General features: G+C 37.4%; 24 protein-coding genes, 1 pseudogene and 1 other annotated feature. Of the genes and pseudogenes, 2 read left to right on the forward strand and 23 right to left on the reverse strand.

Annotated elements, in window-relative coordinates:
• Window positions 1–50: 50 nt before the first annotated feature.
• From RV15_RS06275 to RV15_RS06345, 15 genes and pseudogenes are all read right to left on the reverse strand, one after another.
• Window positions 51–563, reverse strand: a complete 513-nt coding sequence (locus RV15_RS06275; RefSeq protein WP_071877203.1) for an adenine phosphoribosyltransferase — start codon at window positions 561–563, stop codon at window positions 51–53.
• A 3-nt stretch (window positions 564–566) separates the two neighbouring features.
• Window positions 567–2879 (reverse strand): single-stranded-DNA-specific exonuclease RecJ, encoded by a 2313-nt coding sequence (gene recJ, locus RV15_RS06280; RefSeq protein ID WP_071877204.1) that lies wholly within the window; start codon window positions 2877–2879, stop codon window positions 567–569.
• A gap of 131 nt (window positions 2880–3010) precedes the next feature.
• Window positions 3011–3445, reverse strand: coding sequence for a LapA family protein (locus RV15_RS06285; protein ID WP_071877205.1), 435 nt, complete (start codon window positions 3443–3445; stop codon window positions 3011–3013).
• 13 nt (window positions 3446–3458) lie between these two features.
• Window positions 3459–4259: an SDR family NAD(P)-dependent oxidoreductase gene (locus tag RV15_RS06290; protein ID WP_071877206.1), complete on the reverse strand. Its 801-nt coding sequence runs from the start codon at window positions 4257–4259 to the stop codon at window positions 3459–3461.
• 12 nt (window positions 4260–4271) lie between these two features.
• The gene (gene rnz / locus RV15_RS06295) at window positions 4272–5204 is read right to left on the reverse strand and encodes a ribonuclease Z (protein ID WP_071877207.1); all 933 of its coding nucleotides are present in this window, start codon (window positions 5202–5204) and stop codon (window positions 4272–4274) included.
• Between the two features lie 68 nt (window positions 5205–5272).
• Window positions 5273–6568, reverse strand: a complete 1296-nt coding sequence (locus tag RV15_RS06300) for a sensor histidine kinase (RefSeq protein ID WP_071877208.1) — start codon at window positions 6566–6568, stop codon at window positions 5273–5275.
• Window positions 6549–7253, reverse strand: a complete 705-nt coding sequence (locus RV15_RS06305) for a response regulator transcription factor (RefSeq protein WP_071877209.1) — start codon at window positions 7251–7253, stop codon at window positions 6549–6551. Before RV15_RS06305 ends, RV15_RS06300 begins: the two co-directional genes overlap by 20 nt.
• Before the next feature lie 142 nt (window positions 7254–7395).
• Window positions 7396–7518, reverse strand: a pseudogene (locus tag RV15_RS19110) (DUF3788 family protein); the annotation flags it as partial.
• Window positions 7519–7536: 18 nt separating this feature from the next.
• Complete coding sequence (locus RV15_RS06315; protein ID WP_071877211.1) at window positions 7537–8109, reverse strand: DUF1269 domain-containing protein; 573 nt, start codon at window positions 8107–8109, stop codon at window positions 7537–7539.
• Between the two features lie 69 nt (window positions 8110–8178).
• On the reverse strand, window positions 8179–10056 hold the full coding sequence (locus RV15_RS06320; protein WP_071877212.1) for a carbohydrate-binding domain-containing protein: 1878 nt from the start codon (window positions 10054–10056) through the stop codon (window positions 8179–8181).
• 9 nt (window positions 10057–10065) lie between these two features.
• Window positions 10066–10743, reverse strand: a complete 678-nt coding sequence (locus RV15_RS06325; protein WP_071877213.1) for a DUF4956 domain-containing protein — start codon at window positions 10741–10743, stop codon at window positions 10066–10068.
• Window positions 10733–11461 (reverse strand): polyphosphate polymerase domain-containing protein, encoded by a 729-nt coding sequence (locus tag RV15_RS06330; protein ID WP_174549271.1) that lies wholly within the window; start codon window positions 11459–11461, stop codon window positions 10733–10735. Before RV15_RS06330 ends, RV15_RS06325 begins: the two co-directional genes overlap by 11 nt.
• Before the next feature lie 116 nt (window positions 11462–11577).
• Window positions 11578–12690 carry an alanine dehydrogenase gene (gene ald / locus RV15_RS06335; protein ID WP_071877214.1) on the reverse strand — a complete coding sequence of 371 codons (1113 nt, stop codon included), beginning with the start codon at window positions 12688–12690 and terminating at the stop codon, window positions 11578–11580.
• A gap of 22 nt (window positions 12691–12712) precedes the next feature.
• On the reverse strand, window positions 12713–13984 hold the full coding sequence (gene kynU / locus RV15_RS06340; RefSeq protein WP_071877215.1) for a kynureninase: 1272 nt from the start codon (window positions 13982–13984) through the stop codon (window positions 12713–12715).
• 75 nt (window positions 13985–14059) lie between these two features.
• Window positions 14060–15247 carry an MFS transporter gene (locus tag RV15_RS06345; protein WP_071877216.1) on the reverse strand — a complete coding sequence of 396 codons (1188 nt, stop codon included), beginning with the start codon at window positions 15245–15247 and terminating at the stop codon, window positions 14060–14062.
• A gap of 333 nt (window positions 15248–15580) precedes the next feature.
• Between RV15_RS06345 and RV15_RS06350 the strand changes: the two genes are divergently transcribed.
• Entirely contained in the window at window positions 15581–16021 is a 441-nt protein-coding gene (locus RV15_RS06350; RefSeq protein ID WP_071877217.1) for an Lrp/AsnC family transcriptional regulator, read from the forward strand.
• 127 nt (window positions 16022–16148) lie between these two features.
• On the opposite strand, the gene obgE is transcribed toward RV15_RS06350, so the two are convergent.
• Together obgE and RV15_RS06360 are read right to left on the reverse strand one after the other, a co-directional pair.
• Window positions 16149–17462, reverse strand: a complete 1314-nt coding sequence (gene obgE / locus RV15_RS06355) for a GTPase ObgE (protein ID WP_071877218.1) — start codon at window positions 17460–17462, stop codon at window positions 16149–16151.
• Window positions 17463–17669: 207 nt separating this feature from the next.
• Window positions 17670–18659, reverse strand: coding sequence for a DUF4003 family protein (locus tag RV15_RS06360; RefSeq protein ID WP_071877219.1), 990 nt, complete (start codon window positions 18657–18659; stop codon window positions 17670–17672).
• Window positions 18660–18861: 202 nt separating this feature from the next.
• Between RV15_RS06360 and gap the strand changes: the two genes are divergently transcribed.
• Window positions 18862–19872 carry a type I glyceraldehyde-3-phosphate dehydrogenase gene (gene gap / locus RV15_RS06365; RefSeq protein ID WP_071877220.1) on the forward strand — a complete coding sequence of 337 codons (1011 nt, stop codon included), beginning with the start codon at window positions 18862–18864 and terminating at the stop codon, window positions 19870–19872.
• Window positions 19873–19963: 91 nt separating this feature from the next.
• Here gap and RV15_RS06370 read toward each other — a convergent pair whose 3' ends face one another.
• The 6 genes from RV15_RS06370 to RV15_RS06395 all read right to left on the reverse strand — a co-directional run bounded on the left by RV15_RS06370 (window position 19964) and on the right by RV15_RS06395 (window position 26222).
• Window positions 19964–21052, reverse strand: a complete 1089-nt coding sequence (locus tag RV15_RS06370; RefSeq protein WP_281246826.1) for a 3-deoxy-7-phosphoheptulonate synthase — start codon at window positions 21050–21052, stop codon at window positions 19964–19966.
• 4 nt (window positions 21053–21056) lie between these two features.
• Window positions 21057–21299, reverse strand: a binding site (T-box leader).
• 127 nt (window positions 21300–21426) lie between these two features.
• Window positions 21427–21924: a ferric iron uptake transcriptional regulator gene (fur, locus tag RV15_RS06375; RefSeq protein WP_071877222.1), complete on the reverse strand. Its 498-nt coding sequence runs from the start codon at window positions 21922–21924 to the stop codon at window positions 21427–21429.
• A gap of 124 nt (window positions 21925–22048) precedes the next feature.
• Window positions 22049–22918 (reverse strand): CvfB family protein, encoded by an 870-nt coding sequence (locus RV15_RS06380; RefSeq protein ID WP_071877223.1) that lies wholly within the window; start codon window positions 22916–22918, stop codon window positions 22049–22051.
• Window positions 22919–22937: 19 nt separating this feature from the next.
• Window positions 22938–23264, reverse strand: coding sequence for an AzlD domain-containing protein (locus tag RV15_RS06385; protein ID WP_071877224.1), 327 nt, complete (start codon window positions 23262–23264; stop codon window positions 22938–22940).
• Entirely contained in the window at window positions 23257–23961 is a 705-nt protein-coding gene (locus tag RV15_RS06390; protein WP_071877225.1) for an AzlC family ABC transporter permease, read from the reverse strand. Before RV15_RS06390 ends, RV15_RS06385 begins: the two co-directional genes overlap by 8 nt.
• Window positions 23962–24203: 242 nt before the next feature.
• A complete protein-coding gene (locus RV15_RS06395; protein WP_071877226.1) occupies window positions 24204–26222 on the reverse strand; it encodes a cell division site-positioning protein MapZ family protein in 2019 nt (672 codons plus the stop codon).
• Between the last annotated feature and the right edge of the window lie 30 nt (window positions 26223–26252).

Here is a 26252-nt window from a genome sequence, read left to right on the forward strand (position 1 = left end):
TTTCTTTACCAACATTAGTTGACAAAGAGCCTTTAAATTCCGCTAATTTTTTAATATTCCATCAATGTAACAATTTCATAACCAGTAATTTTATCTCTTCCATGCAGGTCCATCAACTCAATTAAAAAGGCACAACCGACAACAATGCCGCCTAATGCTTCAATTAGTTCGATGGTAGCTTTGATCGTACCGCCAGTTGCCAATAGATCATCACAAATCAATACTCGTTGACCAGGTTTTATAGCATCTTTATGAAGTGTTAACGTGTCAGTACCATATTCTAAATCATAGGTTACTTCAATCGTTTCACGAGGTAATTTGCCTTTTTTACGAACAGGAGCAAAACCAACGCCTAATTCGTAGGCAACTGGGCAGCCCACGATAAAACCACGTGCTTCAGGTCCAACAACCATATCGATTCTTTTTTCTTTGGCATAATCAACGATTTGTTTTGTTGCTTCACGATACGCCTCTCCATTGGCCATCAACGGGGAGATATCTCTAAAGATCACTCCTTTTTCCGGATAATCTGGAATACTAGCAATATAATCTTTTAAATCCATTTTTTATACTTCCTCCTCATTCCACAGCCATTGTTGTAATGTCTCACGATCGCTGTATAACAAAAACTCTTCTGTTTTGATTCTTTTTAAGCGAGTTTGATAAACCTGACTTTCCGTAAGTGCATGATTTTCAGGGTTCTCAACTTTTCTTAAAACACCGTTTTCTATTGTAACAAATCCTAGATCAAAAAACACCTGTATCATAAAAATTAATAGTTTTTCTTGGATTTTTAAGTGCTGCGCTACAACATTTAATTTGTAACGAACATCGACTTGTTCTTGTTGTCTAACAAATTTATAAAGTTGAGCATACTGCTCTCTTGTCCCAGTTCCATTTAGATACGCTTCTTCTGATGAAATACCCATCAGATACACACGCTCTATTTTTCCAGCTTGAGTAATTTGTTTTAACCAATCAATATCATCTGGACAATCAACAAAGACTAGTTGCTGGCTATTGGTTATTTTGATTTGCTCAACAGTCTCCTCAACGGTCGTAAAAAACTGTTGATGACTTGTTTGATGATCAATTAATTTTTGGCTATCAGAATTGAAAAATATATACATTGTATTTAAAACAGGAATTTCCTTTTGTCGGCCGTTTTTCCCTCGAAGGTCAAACAATTGAACGCCGTCCACTGAAAAATCACTGACCATCAGTTGCGGTTTTTTATTGCCGTTCCACTCATTGATTGACAGCTGACCAGTGATATTCGTCGTCCCCTGCCCGAATTCTTCTGCTTGATTACCCATCTGAAAAGCAATAGCATCTAATGTAGTACCTGCTTGACTCAGTTGGAATTTAAGGTGACTCTTATCTGCTCCAATTTGTCGACATTGTTCGACTGTTATATCTTCAAACAAAAAATTAGGTACGGGATTATCTGTCCCAAACGGACCAAGAATTTTAAGTTGTTGAATAAATGGAATTGTGGCTTCTTCCACTTTAAGCGTTTCATCGATCAATAATTCTTGACCTTGAGAAAGGTCTATCTGATTTTCTTTTAGATAGCTAATCAGATGTTCTTTCATTCTCTCGATGTTCATGACAGGCAAGGTCATCCCAGCAGCCATATGATGACCGCCAAAATGGGTAAACACGTCACGAATCTCACTTAGCGCGTCAAATAAGTTCAAAGCAGAAACGCTACGTCCTGAACCTTTAGCGGTTTCATTATTTTCATCAATCGTCAACACGATCGCTGGTTTTCCAGTATCTTGCATAATTCTTCCAGCAACAATCCCCAGAACGCCTTCATGCCAGCCTGGCTTTGCCACGATATGAATTGGATCAGTCGGGTCAATCAGTTCAAAAGCTTCATTTGTGATTCTTGTAACAATTTCTTTACGCTCATCATTTTGACTATTGATAAACATTGCAATTCGCTCAGCTTCCTCTTCATCAAAAGTCGTCATTAATTCTACCCCAGGTGCTGCATCACCTAAGCGACCTAAAGCATTTAAACGCGGAGCAATCGTAAAACCAATGCTCTCTTCACTGATTGCTTCTTTTTTAAGTTCTGCTAAATGGATCAAAATATCAAGACCGATTCTTTCGCCCGTTCGAATCATCTCTAATCCCATTTTAACCAGAACGCGATTTTCATCTGTTAAGGAGACTAAGTCTGCTATTGTGCCGATTGCAACTAAATCAAGAAATTCAGTAGGCAGTTCGCCCAATAAGGCTGTTGCTACTTTAAATGCAACTCCTACACCAGCTAGATCTCCAAAAGGATAGTGCCCTTGCGGATGCTTTGGATGGATGATTGCATAGGCATCAGGCAACTCTGGAGGCAGTTCATGATGGTCTGTAACAATGACATCGATCCCTTGTTCTTTGGCATAATGGATCGCTTCATGACCTGCAACACCATTATCGACGGTAATAATCAGTTGGACCCCGTTTTCAATTTGTTCTTTAAAGACAGCTAAATTAGGTCCATAGCCATGAATGAAGCGGTTTGGCAAGAAATAATCTACTTCTCCACCAATCAGTTCAATTGCTTCTTTCATGACAGTTGTACTTGTGATACCATCCGCATCATAATCTCCATACACTAGGATTTTTTCGCCTTGTGCTACAGCTTCTTGCAGCCTAGTGACCGTTTTTTCCATATCGTACATTAAAAATGGATCATACAAATTTTCTACTGTAGGATGCAAAAAAAGATCTAAGCTCTCCTTTGACCGAATGTCTCGATGCCATAAAATTTGTCCAAGTAATGGATTGATTTGTTCATTTACTAATATATTTGAAAATTCTTCTGGCAACTCTGTTTTTTCCCGTAATTGCCATGTATATTTTGCTTTTTTCACGACGTCACTCCTAACCAAGTAATTATATCAAATAGAATCGAAAAACTAAAGAAAGTATCCTAAAAAGAACGACAAATTAAAAAGCAAAGATAAAATAATACTGCTTTATCTTTGCTTTTACTGTTGTATATTTATTCTTCATTATTTCTTGGCTTGGTAAAATGATCGACCCGACTACCTACAGGCTCTGTATCTATCACGGGTTCTATTGGTACTTGAGCTTTAGTAGCATCATACTTTGCTTGTAATTCAGCTAGCTGATTTTCATACGTTCGTTTTACTTTTTCAACTTCTTCTTGAGCCAATTGATCAGCATCATTTTTGTATAACTCGATATCTTTTTTTAATTCTTTTACTTGTTTTTTCTGTTTCCACATGGTGGTTGTTGACGTCAATAGACCGATCAAAGCTCCAACGATGGCAGAGCCCAAAATAATGAGGATCAATGGACCAGAGATTTTAGTAAATCCAAAATTGACAGGTACTGTCTGATTATTTAATACAGCAAAAATCACAACGATCAGAACCAAAACAAGGCCCATAACCACACGCCACTGATTTTTCATATTAGTTTCCTCCTTATTTTTTATTTAACAATCCACCAGCCAATAGATCGCCTATGTGTGGGAATAGGGTATATAGGCGATAAGCGCCTTCCATGACACGAGGACGATTAATTTCACGTTTACAAGTTCCCATCGCACTGACAATTTCTTTAGCTAGTTTATTCGGTTCTAAAACAAGTAAATCAACTGAGGCTAAATAGTCCCCTGAAGGGTCAGCTTTATCAAAAAACTCAGTTTTGATTGGTCCTGGATTAACGGTTGTCACTGAGACACCTAATGGTTTTAATTCCAGACGTAAGGCATTTGAAAAACCTAAAACCGCAAATTTTGTAGCAGAGTAAGCAGTTGATTTTGCTGTTGCTATTTTGCCAGCCATAGAAGCGATATTGATAATCTGGCCTGTGCCTCTTTCGGCCATTTGAATCGCCGCTTTTTGAGTAAAGACCATCATCCCTAATACATTGACTTCAAACATATTTCTAGCAACGGCTAAATCAATATCTACAAAGTTTTCGAAAATGCCAAAGCCAGCATTATTTACTAACACATCGATGGGTCCTACTTCTGCTGCGATTTTTTCAAAAACAGTTTCTACATTTTCAGGATCCGCAATATCTAATTGAAATGAGAAGGCTGATTTTCCGCTTAATTCTTCACAAGTTTCTTTTACTTTGCCGATCAAATTGATCCGTCTGGCGCAAACAACCACGATCGCTCCTTTTTTAGCAGCCTCATAACAGATTTGCTCGCCTAATCCAGCTGAGCCTCCTGTAACTACAACTACCTTATCTGTTAAATCCTGACTATGATGCATGTTAATTCCCCCTTACTCATCTTTAAAAGGTACTTCTACAATTTCCATATCTTTCACAATTTTTGTTCTAGGAAAAATCTCCTTGGCTTCATTTTCTAACTGAATAATATCACCTGTTAAATAACGCGCACTGATATGTGTTAGTACTAGTTTCGCTACATTAGCTTTCAATGCAACTTGCGCTGCTTGATGACTAGTTGAATGGAAATACGCTCTTGCCATTTTTTCTTCATCTTTATTAAACGTACTTTCATGTACAAGCAGATCAGCGTTTTCAGCAAGTTGAACACTATTAATGGTCTTTCTAGTATCTCCTAAGATTGTGACGATTCGCCCAGATTTTTTTTCACCGACGAAGTCTTTCCCATTGATTGTTTGCCCATCAGGCAAAGTTACGGTTTCACCTCGTTTGATTTTTCCATAAACTGGACCAGACGGAATATTTAAAGCTGCTAATTTGTCTACTTGAAGCTCACCTTCATGATCTGCTTCCACGATACGATAACCGAAGCTGAGAATTCCATGCTCTAACGGTAAACAAGACACAGTAAATTGTTTATCTGAAAAAATGATTCCTTCTTCTTTGATTTCAATAAACTTCAGTTCATAAGAGAGTTTCGTTTGTGATACTTTTAACGCAGTTCGCACAAATTCTGCAACGCCAGGTGGTCCATAAATCTCCAATCGTTCATTACCGCCTTGAAATGAACGACTACTCAATAAACCAGGCAGGCCAAAGATATGATCTCCGTGCAAATGAGTAATAAAGATTTTTTCAATCTTTCTTGGGCGAATATTGCTTTTTAAAATCTGTAATTGTGTTCCTTCACCGCAGTCAAATAACCATACGGCATTTCTTTCATCTAATAATTTTAATGCGATACTACTCACATTTCGATGTTTTGCTGGTACTCCAGCTCCTGTACCTAAAAATTGTAATTCCATTGGCTACCTAACTTTCCTTAAACTTCTTCTTTATTTTAGAAGAAAGTCGCCACTTTAGCAAATAATTTTTATTTTATAGGAAAACGTACTAATACAATTGTACCTTTTGGTAAGTTATCGGTTAATTCAATTTTCCCTTGATGTTCATCTACAATCCACTTGGCGATGGCAAGACCGATTCCGTAGCCTCCTGTTTTTCGATTTCTAGACTGTTCTCCACGATAAAAACGTTCAAAAACAGCTGATTTTTTCTCATCTGGGATTCCGCTGCCTGTATCACGGATTTTTATGAGCCATTCATTATTTTTCACACTTGAACAAACAATTATTTTCTCATCAGGGTTAGTATATTTTAGTGCATTGTCCAGCAAAATAATCAATAATTGATGAATTCGCTTTTTATCAAAAAAGACTTGCTGCTCTTGCCCAAGCTCAATGATAAATTCTTTCTCTTCTGCTGCTGCTAATTCTTGATAAGGTAAAAGAACTGTATTTAAAAAACGATTGATTCTGACTGGTTCCTTCTCCAAGGTCAGTGCATCAGAGTCCGAGCGAGCCAACAAGAGCAAATCACTTGTTAATTGACTTAAACGTTGAACTTCTTCCAATGATAATGCGATTGTTTCTGATTCTTCTAAGATTGTATGATTTGGTTTGGTAAATAATTTTTCTAGTTTGGCTTGAATAATAGTTAATGGCGTTCTTAGCTCATGAGAAGCATTTTCGACAAACTCCTGTTGCTTTTTCCATGAAGTCAAGATAGGTTTCATAAACCATTTAGATAGAAAATAACTCAAAGCAATCGATAGTAATCCGAAAATAATCATGCAAATAATCAGGATCTGTTTGAACTGATCAACAGTTCCTTTGATTGGGTCAGTATTGACTAAGAGTTGCAGATATACTACTTCCTGCTGATTTTTAACAGGAAGTGTAATTGAACGGAATTGTAAAGAGCGATCGTTACTATCTTTTGTTTGAACACTGCTGATCTTATGTAAATTCTCAGTCGATAATTTTAAATTTTGAAAATCGTAAAAACGTGAACCTAGTTCTGCTTCATTGAGGATTTTTCCCTCTTTAGACCAAAGAATTACTTGTTGTTGAAAATTATTGGGTGGTGGCGTATTAAATTTATCAGGTTGCACCGGCATTTCTTGCAGCTGTTCACCTTGTATAAGTTGGTGCTGTAAAAATTTTTCATCCTCAGAAAGACGCTTTAAATCATGGTCAACGGACTGGTAAATCGACGTTTGAACAAGCTGAAAGACAATCAAACCTAAAATGAGAAAAATGCTGGCAAATGAAATCAGATTGATCACAAAATAATTGATTCTTTGCTTTTTACTCAGTTGTTTGTTCATGTTTCAGCTCCTCAGGTATTTCAAAAAGATATCCGACATTCCGCAAAGTTTTGATCCATTGATCGATACCAAATGGTTTTAAATTTTTTCTCAAATTACTCATATAGACTTCAACGACCGTCAAAGTCGTGTCAGATTGAAATCCCCAAATTCGGTCGAATAATTGGTCTTTCGTGATGATTCGGCCCTTGTTTTGCACAAGATAATGCAATAAATCAAATTCTTTTCCTTGAAGAATCAAGTCGTTTCCCTTAAAACTAGCCTGGCGGTTATCCATGTCTAAGCATAAAAAACTAACCACTAATTCGTTTTTCCCATTCATCCCTAAGGAGCGGCGAGCGAGTGCTTGAACACGCAGTAATAACTCTTCTCGATGGAAAGGTTTAGTTAAATAGTCATCTCCACCATTTTTAAACCCATTAACTTTATCCTTCAGCCCATCTTTAGCTGTTAGAATCAAAACAGGTGTGTAAATATTTTTCTTTCTCAAACCTGTTAAAACCTGTTCGCCAGACAATAGCGGCAACATCAAGTCCAATACGATCAAGTCATAAATTCCCCGCTCCCCTTCATACAAGGCTTCTTCTCCGTCGTATACTTGTACGATATCACCTATTTCACTTAAAATTTCTAAAATGCTATCTGATAAAATTTCATCATCTTCTACTAATAGTATTTTCAGCATTTGTTTTCACATCCTTATAATCAAAAAAGAAGACGCGTGGGAATCATTTCTTTGTCACGTCCTCTATCTTCGTCTTTATTCATTTTTAATGTATAGGAAGTGATGGGAACATAAATCTACGAGTTACGACCCAATCACTTAGAATCCGGATGAACGGTGGAAGCAGAAGCATCCCCTTCGGAAATAAGCAGAAATTCACAAAAATTTGAAGAACAATTTTCGTAAATTCCCTCTTATTTCTCGGGGTTAAACACTTCTGTTCCATCCTCTTCCTTAAAAGCTTTTAATCTTCTTTTTTTTCAGTTGAGTCTTGTTTTTTATCCTGCCAAGATTTTTCTGCTGAATCTTTTGTTTCCTTTTCAACAGCCTTCGCATCTGTTATTTCTTTTTCAACATCTTCAAAATCTAAACGGGTGATTTCGCCGCCTAGCTCATTCATAATCAATTGGTTTAATGGACGATTGTCATCTTCCTCAGCAATCAGAATCAAACCTGTTTCACCTTCGCCGATTTGTTTGGTTACATGTTCAAAAACCGTCTGAGCGCCTTGGATTTCCTTTGCATCCTGAGAAGCTCCAAATAAACTTCCCGCAAACCAACCAAGTAAAATACCTAAGGGACCTCCTAGAATACCAATCAGCATCCCGATCATACTATTCTTTGCAGTATGATTATTCCCTGTAAAGTCTAAGAAATCATCGATCTTAAACTGATGAACACCATCATTTACATGGGTTACTACAGCCATTTGTTCCCCTTTGATTTTTTTCTCAACATACAATTTCTTTATTTCTGAAAATGCTTGGTAAGCCTGGCTTTCTACTTCAAAATGCATAATAATAACTCGTTTAGACATATAAACACCTCGTTCTCTTTGATATCCTTATTCTATCAATAAAGTAGCTAGTAACGCAATGAAAATCAATTATCTCGGTGGTTGACCGCCAGGCCCTCCGCCCATTTGATTGCCAGTGACTTCTGAGCCAGATTGATCAACTGATGTCAATACGTCATTGATTGAAATTTTTGCTAGTTCTGTTCCAGTTGAATAACTGCCGTTGCTGTATAAACCATTTTTCGCTACTCCAGTATCTTTGCCACCAGTCGATAAGGTTACCGTTTCACCAACTTTTAGATCAGGTGAACTAATTGCGATATGAGAGAAATCTTTTTCCGGCGCAAATGAAATAATCGTTTCTCCAGTAGCATTTTTTAGATTGACCAAGGTCCCTGCTTTTTGAATATCATCAAAGTAAAGACTCAGTGCTGCTTGAGAAGAAGCGTCACTAGCGCTCATTGCCATCCCGGAACTGCCGCTTGCAACAAATACACCGCCATCTATTGTAAAGGTTCCATCATAATCAAGTGCGCCATTGCCATCATCAGTTGGACCATTTACGATTAGCGTGCCAGCAGTCATTCGAATATCACCGTTACTATCGATTCCGTCACCATCAGCATTTACATAAGTTGTTCCACCGTTTATTTCTATAAATTTAGTGCTATCTCCACCGCCGCCTGGCTGTCCTCCACCGGGTTCACCAAATGAATCTGCACCGAATTGTCCTCCTTGCTCTTCTTCGCCAGAGCTACCGCCAGCGGCATTGATACCATCATCGGATGCCTTAACAGAAATCTCGGCGTCGTTAATCATTACCGTTGCCCCTTCTAATCCTTCGTAAGAGTGATTAACTGTAATCTTTCCGTTATTGATCAGCAAATCAGTATCTGCATGGATACCGTCATCGCCACTTGCTAATGAAAAGGTACCATTATTGATCGTAACCGCTGCATTGGAATGGATTGCATCATCAGCTGTATTTAAATCAAACGTTCCATCATCTACAATGATATTTCCTGACGCTTTCAAGCCTTTGTAACTAGCTGTGGTATCAATTGATTGAGCATCGTAACCATCTGCTGTTTGGATCTTGATATCAGATTTTGCGATAGATAAATTTGTTTCCGCCTGAATACCATCATTGCCAGATTGAATCGTAAACGTCCCGCCATCTATTGCGATCCAACCTTTATTTGCGTCCGTACTATTATTTGCTTGAATCCCATCGCCTTCTGTTGTGTTCAAAGAAAATGTTCCACTTGCAATCGATACAGAGTCTTTTCCTTTGATCGCGTTGTTTTTAGCGGTAACATTGATCGTTCCATTTGTAATAACCAAGTCATCTTTACTCCGAATGCCGTTACTATAGTTACCTGTAACTTCTAACGTTCCAGCACCGTTGATTGTTAAATCATCTTTACTGAAAAAAGCAGCATCTGGTTCTGTTTCGCCCTCTATAGCAAATGTGTACTTGGAACCATCTGAAAGTCTGTTTTTTGAGTCTTGTGCTAAAGTCGTGATTACTTTTTTGGCTTGCTCTACATAAATTGCTGAAGATGATTTGCTAGTTATTGATGCGTCGTTTAAAGCCAGATGAACGGTCTCTTCATTCGCATTGATTTTTAACTGCCCGTTGTAGCTACCTGATATGATATAGGTACCACCAGCAGTGATCGTGATCGTCTGATCTTTTTCTGAAGCACCGGTCCCATCGATTTTGCTTCCAGAGTCTTTTAGTTCAATTTTAGTCGCTGTTTTTTCATCATAGCTTTCATTAAAATCTTCTTCAGAATAATCGCCGTATTTATTTTCAGTTGATTTGGCGGCCTCTTGAACTGCAACAACTTGTTTCTGACTTTTTGAAGTTGACGTAGTTGTGTTTTGGGCAGCTTCTTTGGTACATCCCGTTAGTAGGATCAGCACGGTTGCTAATACCATTAAACCAAATTTTGTTTTTTTCATTATGCTCACCTACAATTCTTCTCTATTTGTCGAAACTTTGCCTGAAATAATTGTTAAATTACCATTTCTAACACGCATAGCATCCATCAATTCTTTTTCCGTTTGGCTATCTTTTAAGGTTATTCGATAGCGAAGTTCGTATAAACTGCCCATGTTGGTTGTTTTTACTGAATCTAAACTAGATGTGTAAGCATATTGCTGAAATAGATCATCAAACAAATCAGGATAATCTAAATCTTCTGGAATAGTGACCTTAATTTCCCGTTCCGCCACTTTTTGTTTTTCACCAAAATGAATCGTATTCAAGAATACTAAAAAGCAGGCAATAATTACGGAAAAAATGGCAATATAACTAACATACCCCATACCTGTGGCTAAACCAATTCCCATTGACCAAAAGATACTGGTGATCTCTCTTGCACCACCAGCTACCGAGCGGAATCTAATCAAGCTGAATGCACCTAAAACCGCCACACCGGTTCCTAGATTTCCATTGACTAACATGATTACTAACTGAACTAATACAGGTAAAACAGCCAGAGTGATTACAAAGTTTTTACTATAAACATTTCTATACATATGGATGCACGCAACTAAAAGTCCAAGCATGATAGAAGTAACAATACAAAGTAAAAGCTGTTTGATTGAAAGAGCTACAGCACTTTCTACTAATAAACTAGACAACATTTAAAAAATCCTCCTTGCAATATAAATATCTCTGATACGTTTGAGCATATTTTGAAAATGAGGTTGGGTAGATTTCAAGTTCTGCTAACAGTTCTGAAAACCAAAGCGGATAAGCGCCTAATGCTTTAACCTCCATCAACACATCAATTTCTGACGCTACTCGTTCTCCTTTATCATCTAACACTTGGCTTAACTGTTCTTTTCGATAACGAATATTGAAATCAAACGTAATTCGAAAGTCTTCGTTTTCTGAATCAAAAAGCGCTCGTCGATCATAAGCAATCATGACCTTAGGCTCAAGTCTTTTTCTAGCGATTAACCAGTCGATTTCCTGTTTAATTTGCTGATCTTTGGTTTGTTCAAACTTGAATGAATGCGGATGCTGGAGATACTCTTTGCCGGATTGATACGGAAGTGCAACCCTTCTTTTATAAACCACACCGCTGACTTTCTTTTTAATTTCAAGAAAAACAGTTGAGTTCTCATTTGGGATTCCGTAACTGCGAATCCGAAATTTTTCCTTATACATTGGTTTTGCGATAGAGTGACGAATCATCTCATAATCTTCTGTGTCAAAATACACTGAAATAATTGTATGTAATCCGTATTCGTCTTCTCGCATAAAAGGCTGTAGCTTTTCCCTTAATAGATAATACTTTTCCTTTGTCAGTGGGTATTTTTTTTCTTTCCGTTGAAAGCTATTCTTTAGTTTCACCATTTTATCTCCTCCTTTGACTAAACTCATTGTATAAGAGGAAACATAAACCAAGCTTAAAGAGCAAAAAGGATGAAACAAAACCAAAAATCAGTTTTGTTTCATCTAAAAAGGCTCTTTTATGTTAATAGCTCACATACTGGTGTGTATTCTTTATTTTGATCCTTTGCTACGGCTTCCATTGTTAAATGTTTTTTGTACGTATTGATTCCTGTCGAAACCGTAGTATTATCTTTCGCTGCTTGAACGATTCCTTTGTTGGCAATCGTAATGGCATATGGGATCGTGGCGTTAGTTAAAGCAAATGTTGAAGTTCTAGGAACTGCCCCCGGCATATTGGCTACAGCATAATGTACAACGCCATGTTTGACATAGGTTGGATTATCATGAGTCGTGATTTGATCAGTCGTTTCAAAAATTCCGCCTTGGTCGATTGCAATATCAACAATTACCGCACCAGGTTTCATTTGCTTGACCATTTGCTCAGTCACTAGTTTGGGTGCTTTTGCTCCTGGAATCAGAACAGCACCAATCACTACATCCGCTTCTTGTACTTTCTTTTCAATATGATACGCATTAGAAATCAGGGTTTGAACATTATTGCCGAAAAGATCATCCAATTCTGCCAAACGATTAGGATTAACATCTAGAATTGTAACCTTTGCCCCTAAACCAATCGCGATTTTGGCAGCGTTAGTTCCTGCGACGCCACCACCGATAATCACAACTTCTCCTCTTTCAACACCTGGAACACCAAACAGTAAAATCCCTTCTCCACCTTTAGGTTTTTCCAAAAATTGTGCACCGACTTGAACAGACATTCTACCTGCTACTTCACTCATCGGGGTTAATAATGGTAAGGTATGGTTCAGAGTCATTGTTTCATAAGCTACAGCTGTCACACTATTTTCGATCAATGAGTCTGTTAATTCAGGTTCTGGCGCCAAATGTAGATAGGTGAATAAAATCAAATCCTCGTGAAAATATTGAAACTCTTCTTTTAATGGTTCTTTGACTTTAATGACCATATCAGATTGCCACACAGCCGCAACATTTGGTTCAATTTCGGCGCCGACCTCTTGAAATTCTTGATTGGTAAAACCAGAGCCCAGTCCTGCTTCGCTTTCAATGACTACTTGATGACCATTATTGATCAGACTAACTACACCAGCAGGAGTAATAGCAATTCTATTTTCATTATTTTTGATTTCCTTTGGAATACCTATACGCATGATTTTCACCTCACTCATTTATTTAAACCACTAATGACCGTTCATTACTAAAATGTTCATACTTTTTATTTACAGCAATATCTTCTAACATTTCAACTAAAATGTAAACTTCTTCATAGGTGTTATACAAAGCAATTGGGGCTAAACGAACAACATTTGGTTCCCTGAAATCAGGAATAATATTAACTTCTTTTAATGCTTTACAAATCCTATAGGCTTCTTCATGTTCTAAACAAACGTGCCCACCACGCTTACTATCTTCACGAGGATTGCCAACAGCATAACCATATTTGGCAAGTTTTTCATCGATTAGATACATCAAATATGCTGTGATCAATAATGATTTTTCGCGAATTTTATCCATACCGACCTCATTAAAGATAGTCAAAGTTCCTTCTAATGGTGCCATAGCTAAGAAACTAGGAGAACCAATTTGCCAGCCGCTTGCATCACGTTGGTGCTCAAACTCATGTTTCAGTTCAAATTGCGTATCATCTTTATTTCCCCACCAGCCTGCTAATCCTGGTGTTTCTTTAAAGTGTTTCTGATTCATATATAGCCCAGCGATCGAACCTGGTCCTGCGGATAAATATTTATACGTACACCAAATAGCAAAATCAGGATCCACCTCTTTGAAATCCATTGGTATTGCACCAATTGCATGACATAGGTCCCAGCCAATCAAAATTCCTCTTTGATGTGCGGCCGCCGTTACTCGTTTCATATCCAATACCTGAGAACTGCGGTATAAAACGGTCGGCAACAAGATGATCGCAACGTCATCTGTCATGGCTTCAATAACAGCTGATTCGTCAATCAAACGCCCATCAGCACTTTTCACAACTTTTACAGCCTCTTTAGGGTCATATCCTTTTAAACGAACTTGGCTGTCGATCGCATAACGATCTGTTGGGAAGTTTAAATCATCCACTAAAATTTTATATCGATCTTTTGTTGGTTTGTATAATGTACTGATACATTGGTGGATGTTGATTGTTGTGCTGCCTGTAATAACGACCTCATCTGGATGAGCATTAATTAGCGGGGCCGACATCTCACCTAATTTCCCAGCATAATGGAACAAACCATCCCACAGTTTGATTCCTTCTTTTTTCCAGATATCCATCATATTCAGTAACGCTTTTTCAGCATCTTTTGACGCCAGTCCTAGTGAATTACCGTCCATGTAAATTTCACCAGGTTGCACATAAAATCGGTCTCTGATACTTTTTAGTGGATCTTTCTGATCCATTTCTTTTGCAAAAGCACGGTCTGTTTGAAATACTCTTTCCATTATTCGTCACCTTCCAAGTTTTTTATTTAAAAAGCATCTCTAATAAAATGAAAATACTTTTTTGAACAAGATAAATTATGACAACATACTCTTTTTATTTAGTTTAACAAATCCCAAAACTGCCAACAGTGCGGCAACGCCTACACCACTAAGGACGTATATAGCTGCTGTCCAAGATTGGCTAGACTCACTAATTTTTGTAACAATCGGTGTTCCAATAAAGATGCCTATATAATAAAACAAATTGATAAATGAAATACTAGCACCGATCAAGCGCTCTTGTGTCACAACTTTAGGTGCTAAAATCATTACGCAAGAAGAAGACAAACTAGCACCTGCCGAGAGTGCAAAAAGCTGTGCAATAAAAGTCCCACTGCTTGCTAGGTGGCCCATCCAAAACGTTGCTCCAAGCATCAGTATAAATGAACAGAAAATAATCATCTGCCCTTTTTTAGTTTTGTCGATCAAATACCCTGCCAAAGCACCAAAAGGGATTCCAAATAGTCCAAAATAGCCTGTATAACTATTCGCCAATGTCTCTGATAAGCCATACTGCTGGGTATACATCTGCGGGTATAGATTGATAAAAGCAAAGAGTATAAATGCCATACACCCTTGAGCAAAGGCTAACAGCCAAATCGACTTATTTTTTATCGCTTTTGCGATCAATCCATTGTTTTCTTTTTGCCCAGCAATCGTACGGCTAGTTGGTTCATCCAGCAAAAAAAGATACAGACACAGCAACAGTATAGATAAACCTGCGATGATCAGCCAAAGAGAACGTAAGCCATAAGCTGCGGCTAAAGGTTTAAACAAATTCATTGCCAACATCGAACCCAAAGCAGAAAAAGTTCCCCAAAGTCCCGTCGCAATTCCACTACTGCTATCTTTAAACCAAAAGTTAATCAAAACGATCCCCACCATGATAATCATTGAAAAAGAAATTCCTTCAATCGCTCTTGAAATTAACAAGGACCAAAAACTACTAGAAAAAGCGCCCCAGATATTTCCGATTGCTAAACAACCCATCAAGCCAACTAATAATTTTTTTGGACCAAATCGTGTGACTAATGCACCTCCTGGAATTGCTAAAAAAATCCCAGAAACAGTGAAAATCGACATTAACCAAGATACAAGTGAAAGACTTACGCTTAAATCCTGACCCAATTCATTTTGGATCGGCACCAACTTCAATTGACTTAACGAAACGATCACGCCACCTGCATACAACAACAAAAATTTTAACCATCTGTTTCTCACCATAAAGAATACTCCTTTTTGGTTTGTCTTTTATTGAAGAAACAATACAATTACTAGTAAAATACGAATCATCTTAAGATAAATTAATCATATCGAACTTTTAGGCTTCTTGTATATAAATATATGAACTATATGTAACCGTTTTCTTTTCGAATTTAAAAAAGTGTGCCAATTATTTTTACAATCTGAAATCATTCTTTTTATAACTGATAACACTTAGACATAAAATAAAAGAAAACCTTACAAAGTTAATTTTATCTGGTAAAGAAACTGATTATCCTCTATAATTAATAGACAAAATGTTACTGTTGGAACAATGAATAAGGAGGTAGACCATTGGATAAAACGGACCGTAAACTATTAAAAATTCTGCATGAAAACTCACGTATCTCAATCGTTGAATTGTCTCAAAAAATCAATTTAAGTCGACCTAGTGTGAAAGAAAGAATCAATAAGCTAGTTGAACAAGGAATCATCAAAAACTTTACGATCCAAGTTTCTATGGAGCAAATCGAACAAACCATCACCTTCTTCACTGAGTTAAGTCAAGTAACCCTTTCTGTTGAGAAAACGTTGGCTTTATTAAAAAATACGCCCTGCATAAATGAAGTACATATTGTTAGTGGTGATGTTAACTATCTAGTAAAGGCAACAGTAACTACTACGACTGAAATGAAAAACTTGCTAGCAAAGTGGATGCAGTTTGCCCATGTCAAAAGTTCGATTGTTCTAGAAACGGCCGTAGAGAATCAATTCTACCTTAACACTGAAAATTAATCTAAATGAAAAAAATACTATTTACTACTCTTGTTATTTGTCACCTCACACTTGTGAATATCATCACTATTCTCGGCAAAAAAAAGAGCCGATAGATCATCAGCTCTCTTCTATATTCATTCTTCTTTTAATCGACAAATTCAAATTCATACTCAGCAATTCGGACAATGTCTCCATCTTTTGCTCCACGAGCACGTAATGCTTCATCCACACCCATTCCACGTAACTGACGTGCAAAGCGCATAACACTTTCATCATGTTCAAAGTTTGTCATTTCAAATAATCTTTCCAATGATTCTCCTGATAAAATCCATGTAGCATCTGAATCACGGTCGATCGTAAATTCTGGTCCTTCTGGTTGGAAGCCATAGTGAACAGTATCTTCTACTATTTCTTCTTCATATAATGGGAACTCAGGCGTTACATCGATTAAATCTGCTGTTGCGTTAAGCAAAGGCTCGATTCCTTTGCGTGAAACACCTGAAATCGGAAAAATAGGTAGATGATCAGCATATTCATCTGTTCGTTCTTTTTCAATCTGTTTTTTGAATTTTTTCAGATTCTCTTCCGCTTCCGGCATATCCATTTTATTTGCTACAATAATTTGCGGACGTTCCATTAAACGCATATTATGTGATGCTAATTCTTTATTGATCGCTAGATAATCCTCATAAGGATCGCGACCTTCCATCCCACTCATGTCGATCACGTGCAAAATAACTCTGGTACGTTCGATATGACGTAAAAATTGAGTACCAAGTCCAACTCCTTGAGATGCACCCTCTATCAGACCAGGCAAGTCAGCTGCTGCAAAGCTTCGTCCATCACTCGTTGACACCATTCCAAGGTTAGGAACTAAGGTAGTAAAATGATACGCACCGATTTTAGGTCGTGCAGATGAAATGACAGACAGTAATGTAGATTTGCCCACAGATGGGAAACCAACTAAACCGACATCTGCTAAAACTTTCAATTCCAGCTCAATTTTTCTTTCTTGCCCTGGCTCACCATTTTCAGCGATTTCTGGTGCAGGATTTTTTGCAGAAGCGAAACGGATATTACCTCGTCCACCTCGTCCGCCTTTGGCTACAGTCAAAGTTTGACCATTTTCAATTAAATCTCCGATCAAGACACCAGTGTCCGCATCACGAACTGTGGTACCTGGTGGAACTTTAACAAATGTATTTTCTGAGCCACGACCATGCATCCCTTTGCTCATTCCATTTTCACCAGGTTGAGCTTTAAAATGACGGTTAAAACGAAAATCCATCAAGGTTCGGAGTCCTTCTTCTACAACAAGAATCACATCTCCTCCTTGACCACCATCACCTCCGGCTGGTCCGCCATCTGGTACGTATTTCTCTCTACGAAAGGCAACCATTCCGTCTCCGCCTTTACCAGCCTTGACATCAATTGTTACCTGATCTAAAAACATGGACATATTTTTGTCCTCCTATCTTAAAGAAATTAGGTTAAAGGTCTTCATCACTCTAAATAAAAGAGGCGACCTTTCCCTGATATTCCTTTGGGTTTGCTTTTTTACAAATCTAGTTATTCGTTTTTACTTCGCTTTTTCCATAACAAATTCTGTTTGAAAGCCTTTCTTATTGTAAAGGTTAAACGAGAATTTGTCTAGCCAAACTCGTTTTTACGAACTAGAATTAGAGGCTGTCACAGATATGGCAATAGCCGCAGCTGCTACACTTGCTTCTTGCACTAACATCATCGTGATTGTTAAAGCGGATATATTCAAGTTATCGTTAGATAATAGAGCCATCTCTTCATGGATCAGTAAGCCTAATGCAAGAGAATGACGAAAGTTTTTATAAAAACGTAAACTTGTTTTTTCTTCAAGAAGTTCTAGATACTCCCCTAATGCTTGGAAATTAAATTTCTTTAAAGTCGTCAAAAACGTCAGTGTGACAATAGTATTATAAAATTCTGGTTTCAAACGAAGCCCAAATGATTTCAACATTTCTAGTGTATGATCTAGCGCTTCAACCAATTCCTGAGAAAAAGAACCAGTAAGCATTACGGCTGTTGCTGCAGCAAATTGTAGTTCGTTTGATTTATAGAAACCATGATCATTTAATGCCTGATAATACTCTTCCACCAGCATACCGATTTGATTTGTCGTCAATGCTTCCAATGTTTCTTGCTGGGCTAGCATGATCGCAATCATACCGTCTTCAGCACCAGTCAGAAAATAATGATGGCTTTTGATTTCATCATAGATACTTTTTCCTCTACGAGCAATAAACTCTTTTTCAGCATTCTCAGTAAACTGAAGCAAATAGGCTGAAAAATAAGAATATGATGATGTCTGAAAACCAATATCACGTAATCGTTGATAGTCTGTGATCAAGATATGAATGTCTAACTCTCTATTTTTTCCATTTGCAGATAACAGGCCTAGTAAAATACCTCTAAGCGGCTGACCTAACACGTTAAAGACCCCCAACTCATCTTGAAGAATTTGTTCAAGATGACGATATTCGTCATCTGAGAAATGGCGTGAGTTGGTCGTAAATGCTCTGGCGATCGTATAGGCTGACTGTTTGTCAAACCATTTTCCTTTACCTACTTTGATTTCTTGATAGTTTTTTTGAAGTAACGCAACAACTTGCTTTCTATTCATTTTATTTCACTCCCTTTAGCGTTTAAAAGACAAGATTTTTGACAAAAAACTGAAAAGCGTCCATGCTACAAGTATAGCGTACATTATCGTCTTTTTAAATAAGTGATTGTATGATGCTACTTATTTGAATGTTGTCTAGCATGATACGTTGTCAAAGGTAGATGAGCTCGTTACGCATTTAATTTTAAGGAGGAAATTTAGTATGACAGTAAAAGTAGGAATCAATGGTTTTGGGCGTATTGGCCGTCTTGCATTTCGTCGCATCAAAGAAGTTTCTGATGATATTGAAGTTGTAGCAATCAATGATTTGACAAGTCCGACTATGTTAGCGCAATTACTCCAATTTGACTCAACTCATGGAACATATCCAGGGAAAGTCACAGCCACAGAGGATTCAATCGAAGTTGATGGCGAAAAAACAAAAGTATATGCGGAAGCGGATGCCAGCAAATTAAAATGGGTAGAAGAAAATGGCGTTGATATCGTTTTAGAATGTACTGGTTTTTACACTTCAGAAGCTAAAGCCAAGGCTCACTTAGATGCAGGGGCAAAACGAGTTGTGATTTCAGCTCCAGCTGGTGATATGAAAACGATTGTTTATAATGTTAATGATGATACTTTAACACCAGAAGACAAGATCATTTCAGCTGGTTCTTGTACAACCAACTGTTTAGCACCCATGGCCTATTTCTTAAATAATGAATTTGGGATTGAAGTTGGCACAATGACTACAGTTCATGCTTATACCTCCACCCAAATGCTCCTAGACGGTCCTGTGAAAGGCGGCAATTTGCGTGCTGCTCGTTCAGCTGCAGATAACACCATTCCTCATTCAACAGGAGCGGCTAAAGCCATTGGTTTAGTGATTCCAGAACTAAATGGAAAACTCCAAGGTCATGCACAGCGTGTCCCAGTCGTCGATGGTTCTTTAACTGAATTAGTGTCTATTTTAAAAACAAAAGTGACGGCTGATCAAGTAAATGAAGCCATCAAAAAACAGACCATCGATAATCCTTCTTTCGGTTATGACGATCGTGAAATCGTATCTGGTGATGTGATTGGTACAACTGAGGGTTCCATTTTTGATCCAACTCAAACAGAAGTGACAACATCCGGTGATTTCCAACTAGTGAAAACTGTTGCATGGTATGACAACGAATATGGTTTTACTTGCCAAATGATTCGTTTATTGGAAAAATTTGCAAACGTATAAAAAACAGTATACTTTAGACATTTACAATCCGAAAAAAACAAGTTTTTCATGAACATTCATGAGAAACTTGTTTTTTTTAGTTACTCAAAAATCAAACATGTTCAGCGATATAGTTGACTAATTCTTCTGTCTCATCCCACCCTAAACAAGGATCTGTAATTGACTGACCAAAGACTTTGCCATCTGCTTCTTGGCGACCGCTTTCAAGAAAGCTCTCAATCATAAAGCCACGAACCCATTTTTTCATATCAGTATTCCATGAGCGATTAATCAGGGTTTCTTTGACAATCCTGATTTGTTCTTTGTATTGCTTACCAGAATTATCATGGTTCGTATCAATGACAATAAACGGATTATTATAATTGCCTGCTTTATAAAGATTGACAACTTTCAGTAAATCTTCATAGTGATAATTGGGATTATTCTCACCATATTCATTCAAGCCGCCTCTTAAGACAACATGAGCGAGAGGATTTGAACTAGATTCTACCTCAAGTCCATTAAAAATAAATTCTTGCTTTTGTTGAGCGGCGTATAATGAATTAAATAAGACATTCAAATTACCACTAGTTGGGTTTTTCATTCCTGTCGGCTGATCGATTCCACTAGCAACAAAACGATGCTGTTGATCTTCAACAGAACGAGCGCCAACTGCAATATAGCTGACTAAATCTTGAACAAATTCTAGATTTTCAGGATAGAGCATTTCGTCTGCTGTTGTTAAGCCAGTCTCGCTAATAACACGATTATGCAGGCTACGAACAGCAGCAATTCCTTTAATTAAATTACTTTTACCTTCTGGATTTTGCTGATGAAGCAAGCCTTTATAACCGTCACCATTCGTTCTGGGTTTATTTGTATAGACGCGCGGTACCATAAAAATTTTATCTTGAACTTTCTCTTGCAACTTCGCCAAACGAGTCACATATTCCATCACAGCTTCTTCATTATGGGCGGAACAAGGTCCGATCAATAATAAGATTTTTTCGCTTTTTCCTTCAATAATCTCTTTTAGTTCCTGATCCCGAATGGCTTTTAGTTGCTTTTGTTCTGGCGTTAACTTGGATAATGATTTGACTTGCTCAAAATCGATTGGATCGCTTAATGCTTTGAAACTCATATGATGACTCCCCTTCTTTTTTCTTATATTCAAACAATAAAAAAGCCCCGTCCTTTTCATTACTGAAAAGGACGAGACCGAAAGACTCGTGTTACCACCTTTGTTTACAATTAGTTCACACTCATTGCCTTGACAGGTACAAATTTATACCCTGGCACAATAACGGGTGCGCTTAACCGTCACAGCCTACTTCATTCGGTGTGAAGTTCAAAGAGGAATTCGGATACATTAGGTTCGTGCGCCTCTCAACAACCGGCTACTTTCTGTCCACCCTTATTATCTTACTGGTTCTTATCAAAACTTTTATTGTTTATTGAAGTCATTGTAAGAGATTCTTTCAGAATTGTCAATCTTTTTCAGAGAGAAATCAAAAATAGAACTCACTCTAAGAATTGATTAAAGGCTAAAATAGAAGCATTTAGCTTCGGATTATTTTACTCAGAATGCGAAAGCTCTGTTTTAATCTCTTGGCTTGAGTGATTTTTCTTTTTTTGTTGACATTCTTGGCAAATACCGTGGAATGTCAAGCGATGATCTTTTACCACAAATTGATAGCGCTGTTCAATTACTTGCTCTACTTCACCTAATAAATCCTCTTCTACTTCTTCAATATTACCGCATTCTAAGCATAGAAGGTGATGATGAAAGTGCTTTGCGCCTTCTTTTCGTAAGTCATAACGGGCTAATCCGTCATTGAAGCTTACCTTGTCTACGACTTTTAAGTCAGTTAAAATTTCTAATGTACGATAAACTGTTGCAAGACCAATCTCCGGACTTTTTTGTTTAACTAAAAAATAAATTTCTTCTGCCGATAAATGGTCCTTCTCGTTTTCCAGTAATACCAAGACTGTTGCTTCTCGTTGAGGCGTCAGTTTGAAACCAGATTCATGCAATTGTTGTTTGGTTTTTTTTAAAGCAGCAGTAGAATCCATAAAAGCAGCCCCTTATTTATAATTATTTTAATCTAGAACTATAGTTTGCAGTAACAAATTATAATAAGTATAAATTAACTCAGAAATATTTGCAAGTGATTCTCAATTAGAAATCAGAAAACAATTATTTTTCCTGATCTTCCTCTTTTAACAACGTAAAGCCATCTTTTTGAATGATCTTTCCTTGCTTCAATAAATTGCCTATCGCACGCTTAAATTGAGCTTTACTAATACCAAATGTCTGTTTGATTTCTTCAGGATTTGATTTATCAGTAAATGGAATTTGATGATCCGCAGCTCGCTCTAAAAAGGTCAGTAGCATAGATGCGTCATCTCCGATCGCTTCGTGAGCACGTGGTTTTAATGAAATATTAAGTATGCCGTCTGGACGTACACCAATCACCCGTCCGTTGACTCTTTCGCCTAAACGAGGCTCTTGGTAACGCTCTGAAGGATGAATAAATGCAATATAAAAGTCATCAGTCAAAACGAATGAGCCAATCATCTTCAAACGATAGACGATTCCGCTGATATTTTCATTTTTTAATTCTTCTGTTCCTGGTTTAGCCATCGCTTTAAATATTTTCTCATCTGCTAGTTCGCCCCAGATTCGTTCTTTGTTATCAACCTTTAATGAGACCATTAGTTGATCACTTTTTTTCGGCCATAATTCACGCATTACAGGTAGTTCGTCTAAAGAAACGACAACATCCTTATCCTTTAGACCAATGTCTACAAAAGCGCCTAAATCGCGTCTAGTACCCGTCACAGTTCCAAAAGCAAACTGACCCATGCGAGCCGTTGGAATAATTGTAGTCATCTCTGGTTCTTGTTTTTGGTTCATATAACCAAAGCCCTCTACGGCTTCCCCGATTTCATGACTACCTTCTTCTTTGGATAAACGCAAAGTAATCCCATTTTTTTGTAAAAAGTAATAATTTTCATTTTCATCGATCACTAGTGCTGTAAATATTTTTGCTAATAGTTCGTTCATAATTTTCTCCTTCTGGCACTTAGCCTAAAAAAATACGTAATAATGCAATCGTAACAATTCCTACTAAAACTGTTTTCATTAAATCCTTTGTACGAATAGCAACAAGTAAAGTAGGTATACAACTTAACGCTTCTAACGTTTTCACTTTAGGAAAGCCTGTCGCCTGAACTTCTAAAATACTCTGAAATAAGAGTGCCGTCAAGATACAAATTGGAATATAAGATAAAAAACGGAGAAACCAGTCTGGAAAATCAACTCGTTTTGAAATTACAAATGGAATTATCCTAGGAATCCACGTGACTAATGAACAGCCTAAAATTGTCAATAATACGTAATTGTTACTCATGATGATTCACCATCCCAACTGCACAGCCTAAAAGAGTTGCAAATAAAACCGAAAGTTCTGGTGAAAAAAAGCCCATAAAACAATAAAGTGACAAACAGACAACACCTAAAACGATCAATGTTTCTTTGGTTCGTTTTTTAATTGGTATATCTACCTGTAAAATAAATAATCCTGCAAACATTGCAACTAAAGCAAAATCTAAGCCTAGTACATACGGGTCCGGAATCCACGCACCTAGTACCCCACCGACAATCGTCGATAGGATCCAAGTTAAGTAGGCCGTGATATTCAATCCGTGAGTCCACGCTGAACTAACTCGATTGTCATTATTCAAAACGGTCATGAGCACACCATAGGATTCGTCTGTCAAAAGAGTTCCTATGCCGATGCTCGTAATCAATGGTTCCTTTTTAAAATATGAAGCAACCGACATACTCATTAAAAAGTGTCGTAAATTAACTAAAAATGTCGTAAAAATAATAGCCGAGATCGGCGAGTGAATCGCCAACATACCGCAAATAATAAATTGTGCTCCACCAGCATAGACCAATATCGACATTAAAGCGATCTCTACTACCGATAAACCAACATTTTTACCAACGACACCGGCAGCGATCCCAATGCCCAAATAGCCTAAAATCGTCGGAATACATGCATTAACACCTTCTCTAAAGGTTAAATATTCTCTTTTTTCCATACTTTATTCTCCTTGTGCCAAATCAATCGTCATTGATCGTTTTGCTTGGACACTTCCTTCTGATGTTACTTGTATTTAAGGTGACTGAGAGTGGAACATAACTTTGCACAAGTCATATCCCACTCTCCTATAATTTGAATAAACAGCTGGAGCAAAAGCTACTCCACCTCATTTCTTGAGATTAAAACATTCTTACTCAAGCGAATCGATACCTTCATTTTTTTATTTTCAACTAAATGAACTCATCTTCCGGCGTTTCTTGATGCATTTCCTTTAAACCAACCGGTTTTGGCGTTGATCGTCACAAGATACTGATTGTCTGCTCCGTATAGATTGTAATACCCTTCACCATTTATAATTCTCGCTGGTTGCAATGAATACCCGCCATCTTTAATGTATCCACGTTCAATACAGGTTGCGATGACTTTCTCTTGAATACCTGGCACCCAGCTCCACGCAGGATTGCTCATATCGGTAACATCATTTTCATCAACGGAATAGACTGGCGCTGTATAAACCCCTTGTGCGTTTGGTGCAGAAAACGTATTGGAATCTGGTTGTACGCCATTAGTTCCTTGAGTATTGCTCCCTTGATCAGCAGTTGCCTGGTTTTCATTTGGTTGGACTGGTATTTGAACTATATCAGCTTGTTGCGACGCTGCAACTGCTTCAGCTTCAGTTAACGATTTATCAGCTTTGACTAAGACGTCATTTAACGGTTTACGTAAAGAGTCATTTTTGACTGGGTCAACTTCTGTTTTTGCTGCTGTATAACTTTCTCTCGTTAGGGCTTCAGTCAATTCATTATCCTTATAAAAAACATCGACTGCAGCTTTTGCTTTTTGCAATTGATCATATTGACTAATTGCTTGATCAGTTGCCTGATTCAATAATTTATCAAAATCATCTTTTTCTTCACGTTTTACAAGATCAATTTTTTTATCTGCCTTGATCGCAACATCTTTCAATTTATTCCCATCAACAATCGGTTGAACGAATAATTCGTTTACTTTTGAGATTGAAGTTTGCTTATCTACCACTTTTTTATAAACAGACTCTAACTTTTTGTAATTTGAATCATCTTCAAGTGTATCTAGATTTTCTTTGATTTTTTTGGGACTAACACTCACCATTTCCGGTTTAAGAAATAATTGTTTATCATCTGTAAAGTAACTGTTCAGCTCTTTTTCTGTTTGTTCAGCTAATTCTTCCTGTTTTTGCGTTACTTGTCCACCAGTTGCAGTTTTACTTTGCGTCTGACTGTAAGCATACCAAGAACCGCCGGCAAGCACGACGACCGCGGCTAATATGAGTGACATTTTTTTATAATTTTTACCTGCAGGTTGCTTAACGGGAGTTTCGTCGTTTGAGCCTTTTTGAGCCGCCTGTTTTGTACTTGTTTTTTCAAATGGATCTGTCGATGCCTTCTCTTCTTCACCTTCTTTAAAGAAAATAGGTGCAGCATCCATTTCGATTTCATTAGGTTTTTTACTTTTAGATGGGATTTCTGATGTTGTATTTATTGGCAGTGCCTTAGGTCCTATCGTTTTGACTTCTTCATCTGGCTCTTCAGGCTTCGTAAATCTTGTAATCTCTTCTGTTTGTTGCCTTTTTTCCTCTTGATTTAGATCATTCTTCGTCGGTTCTATTGAATGATCCTCTGATTCATCGGATTTCACTTCATCGTGTCCTTTATCTGTCGATTCTGAATGATTATCAGTACTTGAAGGTTGCTCAGTATTTTTTGATTTTCCATCAGTTGCTTGAGCCGAGTCTATTGTTTCTTTTTCAGCTTGAGTTGGTTCATCTGAGCTTAGTTTATCGTTTTTATGTTCATTGATATATTGATCTAACGCAGCAGTATTCGCTAACTCATCGGCCTTTTCAGTTGATGAAGCTGGGTCTGCTTTAAGCTGTTCATTTTTTTTAGATTCTGACGCTACTTTGGGATCTGTTTGTTTTTTTTCATTTTGCTTTGGTTCTTCAGTTATTTTTTCTTCGGGTTGTTGCTCATTAAACATCGTCATGACATGGCCAATACTCATATCTTTTAGTTCAGACCATTCAATATTTTCGTTTTGATCCTTATTTAAGAAGTTGGAAGTCGTCTCTGCTTTTTCACTACTCTCATTCTTTTTACTAGCTTCTTTGTGAGTTGTTTCCTCTTCGTTAAGCTCTTTTTTTAAAGTGTAGCCACATTTTGGACATTTTTCTTTTTCATTCTCTATTTCAGTTCCGCAATTCGGACATTGTTTCGTCATTCATTCCGCCTCACAATCTACTCATTCATA

Source organism: Enterococcus silesiacus (assembly GCF_001886225.1).
In the GTDB taxonomy this organism is placed as follows: domain Bacteria; phylum Bacillota; class Bacilli; order Lactobacillales; family Enterococcaceae; genus Enterococcus_L; species Enterococcus_L silesiacus.